The sequence below is a fragment of the Rhodanobacter sp. GW835-FHT13D09 genome, from assembly GCF_058793995.1.
In genome coordinates this window covers 277,824-295,475 of sequence record NZ_JBXAGL010000003.1, presented here as the reverse complement: position 1 = coordinate 295,475, position 17,652 = coordinate 277,824, and the positions used below count along the sequence as shown (strand labels likewise).

Sequence of the window (17,652 nt, the reverse complement as noted above, 5' to 3'; positions counted from 1 at the left end):
AGTGTCACGCTCCGCCCGCACGCACGCCCTGATGCACATCAAGGCAGCCCGGACCGATTCGTACGCGGACGCCGGCTCAGCTGCGCTTCGGCGGCACCAGCTTCAACCGCGTCGGCACCGGCGGCTGGCTCGGGCACAGCAAATGCTGCACCTCCTCGGGCCGCAACGGGTAGGAGTACAGGTAACCCTGCCCCTCGATGCAACCGCTGCGCAGCAGGAAATCATGCTGTGCCTCGGTCTCGATGCCTTCGGCGATGGTGGTCAGGCCAAGACTCTTCGCCATCGCCAGCACCGCCCTGGTGATCGCCGCGTCGTTGCTGTCGCCCGGCAGGCCGGTGACGAAGGAGCGGTCGATCTTCAGGCAGGTCACCGCCGGCAGCTTGAGGTAAGCCATCGAGGAATAGCCGGTGCCGAAATCGTCGATCGCCACCGCGATGCCGAGCGCGTCCAGGGTCTGCATGGTGCGCGCGATGTCGTCGCCCAGCCGCAGCATCGCGCTCTCGGTGATCTCCAGCAGCAGGCGGCCGGCCGCCAGCTGCCGCGACTGCAGGGTGCGGCTGACGCCGTCGACGAAGGCCGGATGGCCGAACCAGCGCGCCGAGATGTTCACCGCCACGCGGATCGGCGGTACGCCGGCCAGGTCCCAGGCCTGGATCTGGGCACAGGTGGTCTGCATCACCCATTCGTCGATGCGGCGGATCAGGCCCAGGCTCTCCGCCACCGGGATGAACTCGGCCGGCAGCACTTCGCCGCGCTCCGGATGCCGCCAGCGCAACAGCGCCTCTGCGGCCACGATGCGCCCCGTGCGCAGTTCCACGCTGGGCTGGAACACGAGATGGAATTCATTGCGCGCCAGCGCCTGGCGCAGCTCGGCGGCCAGTTGCAGGCGCCGACGGGTGTCGGCGTGCATCATCGGCGTGTAGAAACGGAACGCATTGCGCTCCTCGATCTTCGCCGCGTACATCGCCGCGTCGGCGTTCGCGATCAAGGCCAGCGCGCTGTCGCCGTCCAGCGGATAGCCGGCCACGCCGATGCTCGCGCTCAGCACGATCTCGTAATCGTCCACCAGCAGCGGCTCGGACAGGGTGGCGAGCAGGCGGTTGACGATGGTCCGCGCGTCCTCGCGCAGGCTCAGCCGAGGGATCAGTACGGTGAACTCGTCGCCGCCGATGCGCCCGGCCACATCACCCTCGGACAGCTGCCGGCGGATCCGCTCGGCCACCTTGACCAGCAGGCGGTCGCCGATCGCATGGCTGTAGCTGTCGTTGACGATCTTGAACGCATCCAGGTCGATGAACAGCACCACCACGGCCAGCCGCTCGCGTTCGGCCACCGCGATCGCCTCGGCGCAGTGCCGCTCGAATTCCGCCCGGTTGGCCAGGCCGGTGAGCGGGTCGTGCCGCGCCAGGTGCTCCAGCCGGAGCTGGTTCGTCTTGGCCTCGTGGATGTTGCTGAATACCGCGACGTAGTGGACCACCTGGCCATCGGCATCGCGGATCGTGCTGAGGCTAAGGTGCTCGGGGTAGCTGCTGCCGTCGCTGCGGGTGCTCAATACCTCGCCCATCCAGGCGTGGCCGGCGTTGACGCTGTCCCAGACCGACTGCGGCAGCGGCTTGCCGTCCGGCAGGCGGCGGCTGTCGTCCAGGCGCTTGCCCTGCAGCGCCTGGCTGGTGAAGCCGGTGAGTTCGGTGTGCGCGGCATTGGTCGAGATCACCTGCCGCCCGGCGTCGGCGATGATCACGCCTTCGGCGATGCTGGCCAGCGCCTCGGCGGCGATCCGACGCTCGCGCTCCATCGCCACCCGCTCGGAGATGTCGCGGATGATCGCCTGGCGCACCGGCTGCGCACCCCACTCCGCCACGCTGGTCTGCGTTTCCACCGGGCGGGTCTGGCCATTGGCGCCCAGCAGTACGTTGGTAGCGGCCCGCCCGGCCTGCTGACCCGCCATGGATTGCATGAACAGATGCACGAAGCGGTCACCGACCAGCTCCTTCGCATCGCGCCCGGTCCACGCCGAAGCGGTACGGTTGACGTCCAGGATGCGCCCACTGGTCTCGTCGACCATCACGATCGCGTCGGCGGCGCTGTCGAACAGCAGGCGATAGCGCTCCTCGCTGCCGCGGATACTGGCTAGAGTGCGCCGCGCCATATCCAGCCATAGCAGGACGGCAATGCAGGCGGCGCTCAAAACGCCAATAAACAGCATGTGACCCATCCACGTCGTGCCATGGGCTATTTCGAGTGAAAACCGGTTGGCCTTCGGCTCGGTCGAATCATTCAGAGCATGAATGCGGCCACGCTGGATGGCTGCCTGTTCAGCCGAAAAGGTCCCGGCGGCATATGTGCGCTCCAGCTCCTTGGCAATTACGGCAAGTTGGGCAATCTCCACATCGCTGGAGCGCCATGCCGCCAGCGCATCACGCAAATAAGGCGCTCTGGAAAAATGCTCCAGCACGAAAATCATGCCAGGCTTCGCCGTCGGCATGACGTTGCCATGGATAAATGCCCTGTCCACCACTGCCTGGTCGAAATGCCCCGACGCAATCTCGTCTCGCGCCAGCCGATCGGAGTCGAGGATGGAGTAGTTCCGCCAGAACCCGGCCAGATCGGCGGAATTGCCGGTGACCGCGTAGGCATCCAGGGCAATTACCGCCTGCTTCTGGGCTTTGGACCAGACACTCTCGCTGTTGAGAAACCCAGCGAGAGTGACCTGGGTCTGCAGGGCAAACCATGTCAGCCCGAGGATCGTGGCCAACATCACCACCAGCGCGTAGGCCAGCGGCAACATGCGTCGTGACAAAGGTTGCTGCAGCATGGGGGATGTCTTGCGCATGCGCAAGTTATCTCATGCCTGACCCGTCAATGGAACGCCTTGCCCTATGTCTCGATGACCGTCAGGCAGCCACTTCCTTCATCAAAGTGGATGGGCGGCGTGCCTGCATGCAGAGGTCGCCAACGATCCGCATACTTGTATAGCTTCTGCGGACGCACTCACCCAGATGAGTCACCTCGTCAATCTTTGGCGTCCTCCCCAGCAGCGTACAGACTATCTCCAGTGCCTCCCACGGGTGGATGTCGTCGTAGGCCGCGTGCAGTTGAAGCCAACGCAGGCTGCCCGTCCTGGTTCTCGGGGGAAAGCTCTCGGCGTAAGCGGTACTTTCATAGATGGGCCGCGACCATTCACCGGTCACTCCCTCGATCGCATAGTTGGTGGCGATCATTCCCGCTGCCAGCGTCCCGATGGTGCTGATTTCCTCACACCAGTTGGCCAGAGTCTGTGTGCCGTGCGGGGGCCGTGCACTCAGCACCTCATCGCGAGGCACGCCGGAGCCCTCTGCCCAGGCAAGCCAGTATTCCGCATGATTCTGTTCGACCCGGATATTGCGCACCAGCCAGCGACGCGCCAGATCGTCGCCGTGACTGCGGCCATAGCGGGTTTTAAGGAGATTCAAGGCCATGTAGCTCGGGAATCGTTCAATGAATGGCCAGACACCCACCATGAAATTGGCGGTGGAAACATGATCGAGCCTAACCTCACGCATCATCGCCCACAGCTCATGATCCAGCACGCTCTGCTTCGTGCTTTCGCAGTCAGCGACCATGTCCTGTGCCCACTGCGGATAGCTGCCAAGTTCGGTCAACGGGCCGGTACGGTCAAAAGGAGTATGCATAACGTTTTTCCTCACTCATCAATCAATGGGTGCTGCGACCAACCGCAGCGTCAATGACCGGCACGGAAGACAGAAATCCCGATGCCGGCCGCCTTCCGGCATCGCGGGTGATGCCGAAATCCTTCATGCACGACCACCGTGGCGGCGCCTATCTGCGCGCGCCGTCGGAACCGGACGTCGCCACCGGCACGACGCGATGCCCCAGAACACGCATCCGGAGTGCACGCGTCTGCCTGTTCTGCTGCCGATCCGATTCGCCTCGACCGAATGGATCGCCAGCCCAACCGTCGTTCACATGTCCTGCACGAAAAAAAGAAAATGCTTGCCGCCACAATCCGGGGGAAGTCTGCACAAGGCATGGTCCGGTACCGGTACCGGCACTGGCGGGGCCGGCGCGTTTGCGATATCGCCCGATACTCGCCCACACGCAGCGGAAGAGGAAGCACCATGAGCATTGCTGCCCAGCCATTGACTCCGGAAGATCCCGAACTTTCCCCCTGGTGGCTGCGTACGGTGCTGATCGTGATGGTGCTCGGCTTTGCCGGCCTGTTCGCGATCACCACGCTGGCCTACCGCAACGCCCCGCCGATTCCTGCCCAGGTGGTGGATGCACAGGGCAACCCGTTGTTCAGCGGCGACGACATCCGCGACGGCCAGGCGGTTTTCCTGAAATACGGGCTGATGGACAACGGCAGCATCTGGGGCCACGGCGCCTACCTGGGTCCAGACTACTCCGCAGTGGCGCTGCACCGGATCGGCGAGGACACCGCTGCGGCGACCGCGGAGCTGCAGTACCAGCAGGCGCTGGCCGGTCTGAGTCCCGGCCGGCAAGCTGCGGTGCGGGCGGAAACGGCGGTGGACCTGAAGACCAACCGCTACGACGCCACCGGCGACACGCTGCACCTGACCATGCCGGAAGCGGCGGCTTACCGCCAGCAGGTGTCACACTGGACCGACTACTTCCTGCACCCCGAGCGCAACGGCGGGCTCAAGGCCGGGCTGATCACCGACCCGACCGAACTGCGCCAGTTCACCGCGTTCGTGACGTGGGCGGCATGGGCCTCGGTGGCTAACCGTCCCGGCGAGAACTACTCCTACACCAACAACTTCCCCTACGACCCCGCCGTCGGCAACACACCGGTGCCCGGGGCACTGTTGTGGAGCGCGCTGAGCCTGATCGTGCTGCTGGCCGGCATCGCCGTGGTGCTGCTGATGTTCGGCAAGTTCGACTACCTCGGCTGGATCAGCCGCGGCCAGCACATCCACCCGCACCTGCTGCCGGGCGTGGCCAGCCCCGGCCAGCGCGCGCTGGTGAAGTTCTTCGTGGTGGTCGCGCTGCTGTTCCTGGCGCAGACCCTGGTCGGCGGTGCGGTGGCGCACTACCGTGCCGACCCGGGCAGCTTCTACGGCTTCCAGCTGGAAACGATCTTCCCCAGCAACCTGATGCGCACCTGGCACCTGCAGACGGCGATCTTCTGGATCGCCACCGCCTATGTCGCGGCCGCGCTGTTCCTGGGCCGCACGCTGCGCAGCGACGAGCCACGCTGGTTCGCGCCCTGGGTGCACCTGCTGTTCGGCGCATTCGTGGTGGTGATCGGCGGCAGCCTGCTCGGCGAATGGCTGGGCATCGCCCAGATGCTCGGCAAGTGGTGGTTCTGGCTGGGCAACCAGGGCTGGGAGTTCCTGGAACTGGGCCGGATCTGGCAGTTGCTGCTGGTGGTCGGCCTGCTGGTCTGGTTCGCCCTGCTGTGGCTGCTGGTGCGCCCGCGCTCGCTGGCCAACCCGGAGTCGAAGCCGCTGGTGAAGATGTTCCTGTTCGCCGCGGTGGCGATCCCGGTGTTTTACATCCCCGCGCTGTTCTTCGGCGCGAAGACGAACTACACCGTGGTCGACACCTGGCGCTTCTGGATCATCCATCTGTGGGTCGAGGGCTTCTTCGAGTTCTTCGCCACCACGGTGGTGGCGCTGACTTTCTACCAGCTGGGCCTGACCCGCCGCAACGTGGCGCTGCGGGTGATCTACCTGGACGGCATCCTGTACTTCCTCGGCGGCCTGATCGGCACCGGCCACCACTGGTATTTCACCGGGCAGACCAGCGTCAACATGGCGATGTCGGCGATGATCTCGGTACTGGAGGTGGTGCCGCTGACCCTGCTCACGCTGGACGCCTGGGACTTCGTGCGCACCACCCGCGGCCAGTGCGACGTCTGCGGCAAGTCGGTGGCGGTGCCGCACCGCTGGACGTTCTACTTCCTGATCGCGGTGGGCGTGTGGAACTTCGTCGGCGCCGGCATCTTCGGCTTCCTGATCAACCTGCCGATCGTCAGCTACTACGAAGTCGGCACCCAGCTCACGCCGAACCACGGCCACGCCGCGATGATGGGCGTGTTCGGCATGCTGGCGCTGGCGCTGATGGTATTCGTGCTGCGCCAGACCAGCAGCGACGAGCGCTGGGCCGGCATGGAGAAGTACGTGCGGACCGGCTTCTGGGGCACCAACATCGGCCTGGCCATGATGGTGGTGTTCAGCCTGTTCCCCAGCGGCGTGCTGCAGGTGTGGGACGTGATCCAGCACGGCTACTGGCACGCCCGCTCGCTCGACTACATCGGCAGCCCGCGCTCGCACCTGATCGAATGGCTGCGCCTGCCCGGCGACCTGGTGTTCATCATCTTCGGCGCGATCCCGCTGACCATCGCCGCGATCAAGGGCTGGCTGGGCGTGCGCGCATCGCCAGCGTCCGCCTGAGCGCGCGCCGGACTCCGTCGCCACCGACCGACGGCGGCAGCCGCGCTGCCGCCGGCATGGCCGGGGCAGCACGGGATGGCGCGGTTTGCCGGGACGGCGTGCTCAGGCGCCTTCCCGTCGGGTGAACCCGTCCGCACTCCATGCGACGAAATCGCCCCGCTCCGGAGACCAGTGGCGGCGAACCGGGACGGATCGCTGCCAGCGCCAGCCCGCTCAGTCGTGGTGCTCGCGCAACTGCGGCGGCGTTCCGGCACGATCCAGCCCACCCTGTTCGAGCCAGCGGCGGGTCTCGGTCCGGGCGCGGGCGATCAGCCTGGCCGCGGCGGAATAGTCATACGGCGAGACATCGAGCGGGCACAGGCTCGGCACGATGCGCAGCTCCACCGCTGCGTCGGCGGCAAAGCGATCGGCGTCATGCACCAGCTGGCGGGCCACCAGCAGGCTGAGCGCGTGCATCGCGCGCGCGATCGCACCCGACGGCGCCCGCTCGAGCGCACAGGCAAACCCGGTGGGCAGCACGATCACGCGCGTGGCGCCGAGGCTGATCGCCGCCGAGATCGGCGTGTTGTTGGCCACGCCGCCGTCGACCAGCCAGCGTCCGCCGATCAGCACCGGCGGATACACGCCCGGGATCGCGGCACTGGCCAGCACGGCGTCGACCGCCGCACCGGCAGACAGCAGCACCTCCTGACCATTCAGCATGTCCGACGCCACCAGATGGACCGGCAAGGCCGCATCCTCCAGCTGCCGATAAGGCAGGTAGCGTTCGAGCAGGCGCCGCAGGCCGGACGAATCGACCAGATGATCGCGCCGGCGCAGCAGGCCGAACACGCTGCCGAGGTTGAATGGAAGCACCTCGCGCCGGGTCAGTGCGCACCAGATCCGCTCCAGCTCGCGGGCGCCGGCGACGGTCGGATCACCGGCGAAATACGCAGCGTTGATCGCCCCGGCCGAGGCGCCGACCAGGAACGCCGGCGCCTCGCCCCAGTCGAGCAGCGCCTGCAGCATGCCCACCTCGATCGCGCCGAGGCTGCCGCCGCCGGCCAGCACGAAGGCAGTGCGCCGCTGCGCACTCCCGACGACCGGTTTCGCCTCTGCCATCTCAGCCACCTGCATGGAGCCGATATTACGGCGCGCCCGGTCATCTGACGCGTGCCGCCATGGCAGGTTCCCCGTGCAGGCCCGCGGCTGGCCATCCCGTTGTCGTTGCGCCGTCAGCCGGCCGGCATGCTCGGCACCATCACCATCCACGCCACGCCGAAACGATCGGCCAGCATGCCGAAGCTGGAGGCGAAGAAGGTGGGCATCAGCGGCTGCTGCACCTGGCCGCCATCGGCGAGCGCATCGAACATGCGCTTCGCCGCGGCATCGTCATCGGCGGTTAGCGCCAGCGAGAAACCGTCGAACGTCGGCGTGCCACCGCTGTAGCCGTCCGAGACCAGCACCTGGCTCGCGCCGATCTGCAGGCATGCGTGCATCACCTTGTCCGCCGGCAGCTGCGTGCCGTCGGGGCACTGGGCGGAGCCTTCGGGGCCGTCGGCATAGCGCATCAGCATGACCACCTCGGCGCCGATCGCCTGGCGGTAGAACGCAATGGCCTCTTCGCAGCGGCCGTCGAAGAACAGGTAGGGCTGGATTTGCATGGGGTGGCCTCGTCGCGGGGTGGGCAAAGCGGAACCGGCGCTCCGGCTCACTGGAACGACGAATGGCCCCAACGCAAATCGACAGCGCTCAGCGCATGCTGCCGCTGTCCAGGTAGCGCTGGTGCCAGGACAGCGCCTCGTTCAGCAGGTGCGGCGTGTGCTTGCCGTAGCTGTCGCGGCAGGCGCGGTCGAAGTAGTCCTGCAGCATCGGCCGGTAGTCCGGGTGCGCGCACTGCGCGATCACCGCCCGCGCACGCTGCTTCGGCGACAGTCCGCGCAGGTCGGCCAGGCCCTGCTCGGTCACCACCAGGCCCACGTCGTGCTCGGTGTGGTCGACGTGGCTGACCATCGGCACGAGCGCCGAGATGGCGCCGCCCTTGGCCGTGCTCGGGCTCATGAAGCAGGACAGGAAACCGTTGCGGGCGAAATCGCCGGAGCCGCCGATGCCGTTGATGATGCGGCTGCCCGCGACATGGGTGGAATTGACGTTGCCGTAGATGTCGGCCTCGACCATGCCGTTCATCGCGACGCAGCCGAGCCGGCGCACCAGCTCGGCGTGGTTGGACATCTCCTGCGGACGCAGCACGATGTGCTGGCGGTAGAAGTCGATGCGGCGCACGAACTCCTCCACCCCCTCGGGACTCAGCGACAGCGAGGTGGCCGAGGCCATCGCGATGGTGCCGTCGCCGATCAGCTCCAGCATGCCGTCCTGGATCACCTCGGTGAACGCGGTCAGGCCGCGGAAGCCGCCCTCACGCAGGCCGCCCAGCACCGCATTGGCGATGTTGCCCACGCCCGACTGCAGCGGCAGCAGTTGTTCGCCCAGTCGTCCGGCGGCGATCTCGTGGCGGAAGAACTCCACCAGGTGCCCGGCGATGCGCCGCGACGCCTCGTCCGGCGGCGCGAAGCGGCCCAACCGGTCGGGCGCGTCGGTTTCCACCACCGCGACCACCTTGTCCAGGTCGCAGTGCAGGTACGGCTCGCCGATGCGGTCGCCCGGCTGCAGCAGCGGGATCGGCTTGCGGTGCGGCGGCAGCGCGGTGCCGTAGTAGATGTCGTGCATGCCCTCGAGCCCTTCGGGCTGGCGCCGGTTCACCTCCAGGATCACCTTGTCGGCCAGGTCCAGCCAGGTCTTGTTGTTGCCCACCGAGGTGGACGGCACCAGCCGGCCATCCGGCAGGATGCCGGCGACCTCGACCAGCGCCACGTCGATCTTGCCGAGGAAGCCGCACCACGCGTACTGCGCCACCTGGCCCAGGTGGATGTCCATGTACTCGATCTGGCCGGCATTGATGCGCGCGCGCAGCTCGGGGTCGGACTGGTACGGCAGGCGGAAGTCGATGCCGCCCACGCGCGCCAGCGCGCCGTCCAGCTCCGGCGCGGTCGAGGCCCCGGTGAGGATGCGCAGCGCGAACTTGTCGCCGCGCTCGTGCGCCGCGGCGATGCGCGCGGCCAGCGCCAGCGGCACGGCCTTGGGGTAGCCGGCCCCGGTGAAGCCGCTCATGCCCACCGTCATGCCCGGCAGGATCAGCTCGGCCGCCTGCTCCGCCGACATGCGGCGTGCGGCCAGGCCGGTATGTGCAATACGTGTCGTCATGGTTTTCCAACTCGCCAAAGGGACCGAACAGGCCGCAGCCGCAGGGTCATCCGGACCGCGCTCCTGCCCGGAGCCCATTTTGGGCACGGCGGCGCGAGCCGCCAAGGCGACCTTCGCCGTATGCGTCATATCGCCACCTCACCCCGTGGTTTTGCAAGTACGGCCCGGTGATGGTCAACTCCAACGCTGCATGATGGCGCCGACACGCTCAGGGGAGATGACAGACCGATGCCCACGCACACTGCGATGGACCCGCGCCGCCCGGCACGCCGGCGGCAGCTGCCGCACCTGCTGCTGGCCGCCGCGCTGCTCGCCTGCGGACTGGCCGCCACCGTCCAGGCCGCCCCGCCCGCCGACCAGGCGCGCTGGTGGCAGCAGGCACAGGCGGTCACCATCACCCGCGACGACTGGGGCATCGCCCACGTGCGCGGCAAGACCGACGCCGACGCGGTGTTCGGCATGGCCTACGCTCAGGCCGAGGACGACTTCAACCGGGTCGAGACGAACTACCTGGTGTCGCTCGGTCGGCTGGCCGAGGCCGAGGGCGAATCCGCGCTATGGCAGGACCTGCGCCAGCGGATGTTCGTCGACCCGGTCGAGCTGCAGGCGTTGTACGCGAAGAGCCCGGCCTGGCTGCAGGCGCTGATGAACGGTTGGGCCGACGGGCTGAACTGGTACCTCGCCACGCATCCGGACGTGCATCCGCGCGTGATCAAGCATTTCGAACCGTGGATGGCGCTCAGCTTCAGCGAGGGCAGCATCGGCGGCGACATCGAGCGGGTGTCGCTGAAGCAGCTCGAAGCCTTCTACGGCCGCAACCCTGTCGCGCCGGCGCTCGCGGACACGCCGTCCAGTTGGGTCGAGCCCACCGGCTCCAACGGCTTCGCGATCGCGCCCAGGCTCACCGCCGACGGCCACGCGCTGCTGTGGATCAACCCGCACACCTCGTTCTTCTTCCGCTCCGAACTGCAGATGACCAGCGACGAGGGGCTGGACGCGTACGGCGCGGTGACCTGGGGCCAGTTCTTCGTCTACCAGGGCTTCAACCACCATATAGGCTGGATGCATACCTCCACCGGCGCCGACGTGGTCGACGAGTTCGCCGAAACCATCGTGCGCCAGGGCGGCCAGCTGTTCTACCGCTACGGCAAGGAGCTGCGGCCGGTCACCACGCGCACGATCCGCCTGTCGTATCGCGCGAAGGACGGCACGCTGGCCTCGCGCAGCTTCGACGCGCACTTCACCCACCACGGCCCGATCGTGCGCGCGGCCGACGGCAGGTGGATCGCCGTGGCGATGATGAACAAGCCGCTGCAGGCGCTCGAGCAGAGCTGGCTGCGCACCAAGGCCAGCGACTACGCCAGCTACCTGAAGGTGGCCGAGCTGAAGGCCAACTCGTCGAACAACACCATCTTCGCCGACGACAAGGGCGAGATCGCGTACATGCACCCGCAGTTCATCCCCAAACGCGACAACCGCTTCGACTATACGAAACCGGTCGACGGAAGCAACCCGGCCACCGACTGGCAGGGCCTGCACGCGCTCGACGAGGCGCCGCACCTGCTCAACCCACCGAACGGCTGGATCATGAACACCAACAACTGGCCGTACTCCGCCGCCGGCGCGTTCAGCCCGAAGCAGGCGGACTACCCGCGCTACATGGACAGCTTCGGCGAGAACCCGCGCGGCATCCACGCCACCCGCCTGCTCACCGGCGCGCACGACGTCACGATGGCCTCGCTGATCACCAAGGCGTTCGATTCGTACCTGCCGGCGTTCGCGCGGCAGTTGCCGATCCTGATCGCCGACTACGACGCGCTGCCCCCCAGCGATCCGCTCAAGTCCCGCCTGAAAGGTCAGATCGCGCTGTTGCGCGATTGGGACTACCGCTGGGGCATCGCCTCGATGCCCACCTCGCTGGCGGTGTTCTGGGGCGACACGCTGTGGGACCGGGTGCACGCCGCGGCCGAATCCGCGCACCAGTCGGTCTACGATTACATGGCCGGCGATGCCGGCGCGAAGGCACGCCTGGGTGCGTTGACCGAAGCGTCCGACCGGCTGGTGCAGGATTTCGGCAGCTGGGGAATGCCCTGGGGCGAGGTCAACCGCTACCAGCGCAACGACGGCGCCATCGTGCAGAAATTCGACGACGCCAGGCCGAGCATCCCGGTGCCGTTCGTGTCCTCGCGCTGGGGCTCGCTGGCCTCGTTCGGCGCGCACCGCTGGCCGGGCACGAAACGCTACTACGGCACCAGCGGCAACAGCTTCGTCGCGGTGGTGGAGTTCGGCCCGAAGGTGAGCGCGCGCGCGATCACCGCCGGCGGCGAAAGCGGCCACCCGGGCTCGAAGCACTTCAACGACGAGGCCGAGCGCTACACCACCGGCAACCTGCGCACGGTGTATTTCTGGCCGGAACAGCTCGAGGGGCACACCGAACGGGTCTACCACCCGGGCGACTGAGCGATTGCGCTGGAAGCGCAATCTTCCACAAGCACTGAGCCGCCGCGCTAGGCGGCAGTGCCGAACAGCATGCCCACGCCGGTGGTGACCGCCATCGCCAGCGCGCCCCAGAACGTGATGCGCATGGCGCCTACGCCCATCTTCGCGCCGCCGGCCCACGCCGCCACCGCGCCGAGTACGGCAAGGAATACCAGCGAAGTGGCGAAGACCAGCCACAGCAACGCCGCCGCCGGCGCCAGCGCCACCACCAGCAGCGGCAGCGAGGAGCCCACCGCGAAGCTCAGCGCCGAGGCCCCGGCCGCCTGCAGCGGCCGTGCCTTCAACGCCTCGGTGATGCCCAGTTCGTCGCGGGCGTGGGCATCCAGCGCATCGTGCGCCATCAGCTGGTCGGCCACCTGCCGGGCCAGCGCCGCGTCGAGCCCGCGGTCGACATAGATCGCCGCCAGTTCGCGGTGCTCGGCTTCCGACTGGGTCTGCAGCTCCAGGTGCTCGCGTTCGAGTTCGGCTCGTTCGCTGTCGGCCTGCGAATGCACCGACACGTACTCGCCGGCGGCCATCGACATCGCCCCGGCCACCAGCCCGGCGACGCCGGCGACCAGGATGTTCTGCCCGCTGGCATGCGCCGCCGCCACGCCCAGCACCAGGCTGGCGGTCGAGACGATGCCGTCGTTCGCGCCCAGCACCGCGGCACGCAGCCAGCCGATGCGGTCGGTGCGGTGTCGTTCGTGATGGTGTCGTGGCATGGGCGATCTCGCGGGTGGGATGACGCATTGTGCGCAGGTTGGGCCACGGCCCGTGCAAACGCTTCTCGTCCCGTCAGTTGTCCGTACCCCGGCCTTCGGGAAAACTCAGCCTCGCCCGCAAACCTGCAGCCCGCGTTGCACCGCCGGGCGCGCCAGCCCGCGCTGCAGCCATGCGTCGACATGCTTGAAGCTGTCGTACTCCACCAGCGCGCGCGCCTCGTACCAGGTGATCAGGTTGTTGACCCAACCCAGCGTGGCGATGTCGGCGATGGTGTACTCGTCGCCCATGATCCACTCGCGGCCGGCGAGGCGCCCGTCCAGCACGCCGAGCAGGCGCTTCGACTCGTTGACGTAGCGCGCCAGCGGCCGCTTGTCCTCGTACTCGCGGCCGGCGTATTTGTGGAAGAAGCCCACCTGGCCGAACATCGGCCCGATCGAGGCCATCTGGAAGAACAGCCACTGGATCGTCTCCCAGCGCCGCGCCGGATCGGCGGGCAGGAACTTGCCGCTCTTCTCCGCCAGGTACAGCAGGATCGCGCCCGACTCGAACAGGCCCAGCGGCTTTCCGCCCGGCCCCTGCGGGTCGATGATCGCGGGGATCTTGCCGTTCGGGTTCAACGCGAGGAACTCCGGCAGGTGGCTCTCGTCGTTGCCGATGTCGACCAGGTGCGGCTCGTACGGCAGCCCGGTCTCCTCCAGCATGATCGACACCTTCACCCCGTTCGGCGTGTTGAGCGAATAGAGCTGGATGCGGTCGGGATGCTGCGCCGGCCAGCGCGTGGTGATGGGGAAGTCGGACAACCGGGGCACGTGACACTCCTGCGGCGGGGGGGACTCCGCACGGTAAGCGGTTCCGGCGGCACGTTCAACATGGCGGACGAACCCTCCCACCACGCAGGTGATTTCACCAGGTCGCTTTCAGCGCGCGCTCGATCTCCTGCAGCGGCGCATGGAACAGCGACTTGTTCAGTTCCTCCACCATCCGCTTCGTGGTTTCCTCGTGCAGCAGGGGGCGCATCTGCCCCAGCGTCTGCGGATCGGCCGCCAATACCAGATGGGAATATTCGTTCTTCAGCGCCGCGGCGTTCAGGCGCTGCGCCAGCTGCTTGGCGAAGATGGCCTCGTCGATCTCGGCGATGCTTCGCTCCGGCGGCTGACGCCCGGCCGGGCCGTCGTTGGCAAGATCCTTCGGTCCCACCAGCTTCACCTGTTCGAGCGATACGTGGAGGCCCTTGCCGACGTTGCGCAGGAGTCGCGCGCCGGTGCCGTCAGCCACCACGACCCATGCGCCAGTGGGAATCTTCTTCATCGTGACCTCCTCGGGTTGCCGGCGCACCGGGCGACGCTGCGCCGCGGTGCCGAGGCTAGCGCCCGGGATGTGATGTCGATGAAAACGGGCCGCCGGCATCAGCCGGGCGGCACGGCGGCACATGGCTCATTCCTGCGCCGGGGACCGGCGCAGCGAGCAGAAGCCGATGTCGCGCCGGTGGCGGTAGCCGATCCGCTCGTACAGCTGCTGCGCGCGCTGGTTCTGGTGGCTCACGTGCAGGAACGGCAGGCGGCCGCGTTCGAGGTTGTCGTTCGACAGCAGCGCCAGCAGGCGGCGTGCGTAGCCGAGGCCGTTGAAGTCGGGATGCGTGCAGACCGCGCTGATCTCCTGCTGCGCATCCATGCCCAGCCGCTCGCCGGTGATCGCCGCCAGCCGCCCGTCCTGGTAGATGCCGAAGTAGCGACCGAGCTCCATCGTGCGCGGGCGGAAGTAATGCGGATACACCAGCGCGGTCAGCGCCAGCACGTCGGCGCGATGCGCCTCGCTCAGCTCGATCACCGGCGGCCCGTCGATCACCGCGATCGGCGCCGGGCAGATCATCTGCGCCAGCGGAGCCTGCGCCTCGATGCGCCATCCCTGCGGCGGCTCCGGCGCCACGCCGAGCAGATAGACCGATTCGTCCGGACCGACCAGCGATGCGACCGCCGCGGCCAGGTCCGTCTCCGCACCGGCCACGCCGAGAAACGGGGCGAACTCCGCCGGATAACGCGCCACCTCGCCACGGCGCAGTGCGATGTCCCGATGCCGGCTGCGCAGCGAGGCCCAGAAGGGATTGTCCAGCTCTGAATCGGTCATGCCGCCATGCTGCCCAGTGATGAAAAGATCGGGCGGAGCCATACGGCCTGTCGCAGGGCCCACCCGCAACCACGAGACGAAGCCCGCGCTAGCGCAGGCCCACCGTACCGTTCGCCGCCTTCACCAGCCTGGCCGGGTCGTAGCCCACGCCGTCCTTGAACACCAGCGCGACGTTTTCGATGTTCCTGATGTTCTTTGCCGGGTTGCCGTCGATCAGCACCAGGTCGGCGGCCTTGCCCGGCTCGATGGAGCCGATGCGCTTGTCCTCGCCCATGAAGCGGGCGCCGTTGAGGGTGGCGATCCGGATCGCCTGCACCGGGGTGAACCCGGCTTCCACCAGCAGCTCCACTTCGCGCTGGTCGCCGTAACCGGCGATCACGCCGCCATAGCCGGTGGGGTCGAGGCCGGCCAGCAGGGTGCCGCCCTGCTGCACGAAGGCGTGCTCGAAATCCTGCTCCAGCTTGAACATCTTCGGCCACGGCGAATCGTGCATGCCGGCGATGCGCTCGCGGCCCTTGAGGTACTCCACCCGGGTTTCCGGCAGCATCGCGTCCAGTACGCGTTGATCCACCGGCGCACGGCCGGGCACGAACGTCTCGAACACCGGCAAGGTCGAGGTGACCGCCACGTGCTTCGACACCAGGGTCCTGATCAGTTGCTGGATGCGGGGATCGTCGACGCTCATGGTCGCCAGATGGGCCACCGCGGCCTTGGTGTCGGGACAGACATCGGGTTGCTTGCCGGCACTGAACTCGGTGTCCACCGGCAGTCCGTGTTCCAGGTCGTCGATGCCGAGCTCGGCCGCTTCGGTGAAACCGATCGCGCACAGGTGACCGGTCACCTTGATCTGCTTCGCGTGCGCCGCCGCGATCGCCGCCGCCAGTTCGCTGCGGGTGATATGCATGTATGCCTTGAACGAGGTTGCGCCCTCGCCGATCCAGTAGTTGACCGTCTCGGTGGCGTCGGCCGCATCCGCCAGTTCGTGCATCTGCGGCGTGAAGCTGCCCTTGCCCTCCAGGTACGGCCCGGTGGTATGCATCTTCGGCCCGGGGATCTTGCCCGCATCGATCGCCTTTTTCAGCTCCAGGTCGGTGTACGGCTCGGTGCTGCCGGTGGTGCGGATGGTGGTGACGCCGCCGGCCAGGTACAGCTTGGGAAAGCTCGATGCCTGCTCGGGATAGATCGCCTCCTTCGCCTCCGGATTCACCTTCGGCGCCGGATAGAACATGTGGTCGTGCATGCCGACCAGGCCGGGGATCAGCGTGTGCCCGCTGCCGTCGATCACCGTCGCCTCCTTCGGCAGCTTCACGTGCCTGCCGACCGCCGCGATGACGCCGTCGCGCAACAGCACCGTCTGGTTTTCCCGTGCCGGTGTGCCGTTGCCGTCGATCACCCGCACATGGGTGATCGCCAGCAGCGGTTGCGCGTACTTCACGAACTGCTGCGTCTGCGCCGACAGCTGCGGCAGCTGGCCCCAGGCGGATGAAACGGCGCACAACCCGGCCAGCGCGGCGGCCAGCAGCAGGGTGTTCCGGCAAGCGCCTGGCGATGGCCGGGCGCCCGCGAGGCGGTGGATTTGCAACGGCATGCTTGGATTCCCCATGGCGAGGCGGGAAACGGCCCGCCGGTCGGCCAAAACTACTCCAGCGAGATCCGCTTGGGTGAAAATGCCTGCTCGTTTGCAGACACCGTGTTTTCCGGCGACCCCGCACCCATATCCGGCAAATGACTCCGCTGCAGCAATTCGTCGAAGACCACCCGCGCCTGTTCGTGCTGACCGGCGCGGGGTGCAGCACCGACTCGGGCATCCCCGACTATCGCGACCGCGACGGCCAGTGGAAGCGTCCGCCGCCGGTGAACTACGGCGCCTTCATGCATGAGCCGGCCACGCGCCAGCGCTACTGGGCACGCGGCATGGTCGGCTGGCGACGCTTCGGCAGCGCATTGCCGAACGCCGCGCACCATGCGTTGGCCGAGCTGGAGCGGCGCGGCCAGGTTGAGCTGCTGGTGACGCAGAACGTGGACCGCCTGCACCAGTGCGCCGGCAACGAGCGGGTGATCGACCTGCATGGCCGCCTCGACGAGGTGCGCTGCATGGGCTGCGACTGGCGGCTGGCCCGCCATGTATTCCAGCGGACACTGGTCGAGCGCAATCCGGCATGGGCCCGACTCGACGCCGCCGACGCGCCGGACGGCGACGCCGACCTGGAAGGCCACGATTTCGCGTCGTTCGACGTGCCGCCCTGCCCGCACTGCGGCGGCATCGTGAAACCCGACGTGGTGTTCTTCGGCGAGGCGGTGCCACGCGAACGCGTGGATGCCGCGGCGCGCGCCTGGCAGGCCGCCGATGCGGTGCTGGTGGTGGGCTCCTCGCTGATGGTCTATTCCGGCTACCGCTTCGTCGACGCCGCAGCGCGCGCCGGCAAGCCGGTCGCCGCGGTGACACTGGGCCGCACCCGTGCCGACGCGCTGCTCACGCTGAAGGTCGATGCGCCCTGCCACGAGGCGCTGGCGTTTCTGCAGACGGGCAAGCGGCCGGAAACCGCGCTGCGCGGGTAGCAACGCTTCAACCGGGGGCCTCAAGCCGCGGAAACCATTCGGCCTCGCCGGCATTCACCCTGCATCGAAACCATTCTCTAAAGCAACCAAGAAGTTGCATTTACCACGC

At 67.7% G+C, this 17,652-nt stretch carries 13 protein-coding genes; 3 read left to right on the top strand and 10 right to left on the bottom strand.

The genetic code is table 11. The features are described from left to right. Positions 1-76 precede the first annotated feature (76 nt). Together AC1Q5A_RS06800 and AC1Q5A_RS06795 are read right to left on the bottom strand one after the other, a co-directional pair. Positions 77-2,815, bottom strand: a complete 2,739-nt coding sequence (locus AC1Q5A_RS06800; protein WP_492699551.1) for a putative bifunctional diguanylate cyclase/phosphodiesterase — start codon at positions 2,813-2,815, stop codon at positions 77-79. A gap of 79 nt (positions 2,816-2,894) precedes the next feature. After that, on the bottom strand, positions 2,895-3,671 hold the full coding sequence (locus AC1Q5A_RS06795; protein ID WP_492699550.1) for an iron-containing redox enzyme family protein: 777 nt from the start codon (positions 3,669-3,671) through the stop codon (positions 2,895-2,897). A 447-nt stretch (positions 3,672-4,118) separates the two neighbouring features. Here AC1Q5A_RS06795 and AC1Q5A_RS06790 point away from each other — a divergent pair, with 447 nt between their 5' ends. After that, positions 4,119-6,416: a nitric-oxide reductase large subunit gene (locus AC1Q5A_RS06790; protein ID WP_492699548.1), complete on the top strand. Its 2,298-nt coding sequence runs from the start codon at positions 4,119-4,121 to the stop codon at positions 6,414-6,416. Between the two features lie 213 nt (positions 6,417-6,629). Here the strand turns inward: AC1Q5A_RS06790 and AC1Q5A_RS06785 are convergent, their stop codons facing one another. The 3 genes from AC1Q5A_RS06785 to scpC all read right to left on the bottom strand — a co-directional run bounded on the left by AC1Q5A_RS06785 (position 6,630) and on the right by scpC (position 9,656). Then, the gene (locus AC1Q5A_RS06785; RefSeq protein WP_492699546.1) at positions 6,630-7,517 is read right to left on the bottom strand and encodes a patatin-like phospholipase family protein; all 888 of its coding nucleotides are present in this window, start codon (positions 7,515-7,517) and stop codon (positions 6,630-6,632) included. A gap of 113 nt (positions 7,518-7,630) precedes the next feature. Beyond that, positions 7,631-8,059: a VOC family protein gene (locus tag AC1Q5A_RS06780; protein ID WP_492699544.1), complete on the bottom strand. Its 429-nt coding sequence runs from the start codon at positions 8,057-8,059 to the stop codon at positions 7,631-7,633. Positions 8,060-8,147: 88 nt separating this feature from the next. Beyond that, positions 8,148-9,656 carry a succinyl-CoA:acetate CoA-transferase ScpC gene (gene scpC / locus AC1Q5A_RS06775; RefSeq protein ID WP_492699542.1) on the bottom strand — a complete coding sequence of 503 codons (1,509 nt, stop codon included), beginning with the start codon at positions 9,654-9,656 and terminating at the stop codon, positions 8,148-8,150. Between the two features lie 228 nt (positions 9,657-9,884). Here scpC and AC1Q5A_RS06770 point away from each other — a divergent pair, with 228 nt between their 5' ends. Further along, the gene (locus tag AC1Q5A_RS06770) at positions 9,885-12,116 is read left to right on the top strand and encodes a penicillin acylase family protein (RefSeq protein ID WP_492699540.1); all 2,232 of its coding nucleotides are present in this window, start codon (positions 9,885-9,887) and stop codon (positions 12,114-12,116) included. Positions 12,117-12,163: 47 nt separating this feature from the next. On the opposite strand, the gene AC1Q5A_RS06765 is transcribed toward AC1Q5A_RS06770, so the two are convergent. The 5 genes from AC1Q5A_RS06765 to AC1Q5A_RS06745 all read right to left on the bottom strand — a co-directional run bounded on the left by AC1Q5A_RS06765 (position 12,164) and on the right by AC1Q5A_RS06745 (position 16,572). Next, the gene (locus AC1Q5A_RS06765) at positions 12,164-12,859 is read right to left on the bottom strand and encodes a VIT1/CCC1 transporter family protein (protein WP_492699538.1); all 696 of its coding nucleotides are present in this window, start codon (positions 12,857-12,859) and stop codon (positions 12,164-12,166) included. A gap of 105 nt (positions 12,860-12,964) precedes the next feature. After that, positions 12,965-13,669 carry a glutathione S-transferase N-terminal domain-containing protein gene (locus tag AC1Q5A_RS06760; RefSeq protein WP_492699537.1) on the bottom strand — a complete coding sequence of 235 codons (705 nt, stop codon included), beginning with the start codon at positions 13,667-13,669 and terminating at the stop codon, positions 12,965-12,967. Positions 13,670-13,763: 94 nt separating this feature from the next. Beyond that, positions 13,764-14,267: a host attachment family protein gene (locus AC1Q5A_RS06755; protein ID WP_492699536.1), complete on the bottom strand. Its 504-nt coding sequence runs from the start codon at positions 14,265-14,267 to the stop codon at positions 13,764-13,766. A gap of 27 nt (positions 14,268-14,294) precedes the next feature. Next, positions 14,295-14,984 carry a GNAT family N-acetyltransferase gene (locus AC1Q5A_RS06750; protein ID WP_492699535.1) on the bottom strand — a complete coding sequence of 230 codons (690 nt, stop codon included), beginning with the start codon at positions 14,982-14,984 and terminating at the stop codon, positions 14,295-14,297. A gap of 88 nt (positions 14,985-15,072) precedes the next feature. Then, positions 15,073-16,572 (bottom strand): amidohydrolase family protein, encoded by a 1,500-nt coding sequence (locus AC1Q5A_RS06745; protein WP_492699533.1) that lies wholly within the window; start codon positions 16,570-16,572, stop codon positions 15,073-15,075. 137 nt (positions 16,573-16,709) lie between these two features. Here AC1Q5A_RS06745 and AC1Q5A_RS06740 point away from each other — a divergent pair, with 137 nt between their 5' ends. Next, entirely contained in the window at positions 16,710-17,543 is an 834-nt protein-coding gene (locus tag AC1Q5A_RS06740; protein ID WP_492699531.1) for an NAD-dependent protein deacetylase, read from the top strand. Positions 17,544-17,652: the final 109 nt, after the last annotated feature.

Excerpts from the sequence above, each read along its gene's own strand:
- AC1Q5A_RS06790 (WP_492699548.1), top strand. The coding sequence starts at position 4,119 with ATGAGCATTGCTGCCCAGCCATTGACTCCGGAAGATCCCGAACTTTCC.
- AC1Q5A_RS06740 (WP_492699531.1), top strand. The coding sequence starts at position 16,710 with ATGACTCCGCTGCAGCAATTCGTCGAAGACCACCCGCGCCTGTTCGTG.
- AC1Q5A_RS06780 (WP_492699544.1), bottom strand. The coding sequence starts at position 8,059 with ATGCAAATCCAGCCCTACCTGTTCTTCGACGGCCGCTGCGAAGAGGCC.
- AC1Q5A_RS06755 (WP_492699536.1), bottom strand. The coding sequence starts at position 14,267 with ATGCCGGCGGCCCGTTTTCATCGACATCACATCCCGGGCGCTAGCCTC.
- AC1Q5A_RS06765 (WP_492699538.1), bottom strand. The coding sequence starts at position 12,859 with ATGCCACGACACCATCACGAACGACACCGCACCGACCGCATCGGCTGG.
- AC1Q5A_RS06795 (WP_492699550.1), bottom strand. The coding sequence starts at position 3,671 with ATGCATACTCCTTTTGACCGTACCGGCCCGTTGACCGAACTTGGCAGC.
- AC1Q5A_RS06750 (WP_492699535.1), bottom strand. The coding sequence starts at position 14,984 with ATGACCGATTCAGAGCTGGACAATCCCTTCTGGGCCTCGCTGCGCAGC.
- AC1Q5A_RS06800 (WP_492699551.1), bottom strand. The coding sequence starts at position 2,815 with ATGCTGCAGCAACCTTTGTCACGACGCATGTTGCCGCTGGCCTACGCG.
- AC1Q5A_RS06785 (WP_492699546.1), bottom strand. The coding sequence starts at position 7,517 with ATGGCAGAGGCGAAACCGGTCGTCGGGAGTGCGCAGCGGCGCACTGCC.
- scpC (WP_492699542.1), bottom strand. The coding sequence starts at position 9,656 with ATGACGACACGTATTGCACATACCGGCCTGGCCGCACGCCGCATGTCG.
- AC1Q5A_RS06770 (WP_492699540.1), top strand. The coding sequence starts at position 9,885 with ATGCCCACGCACACTGCGATGGACCCGCGCCGCCCGGCACGCCGGCGG.
- AC1Q5A_RS06745 (WP_492699533.1), bottom strand. The coding sequence starts at position 16,572 with ATGCCGTTGCAAATCCACCGCCTCGCGGGCGCCCGGCCATCGCCAGGC.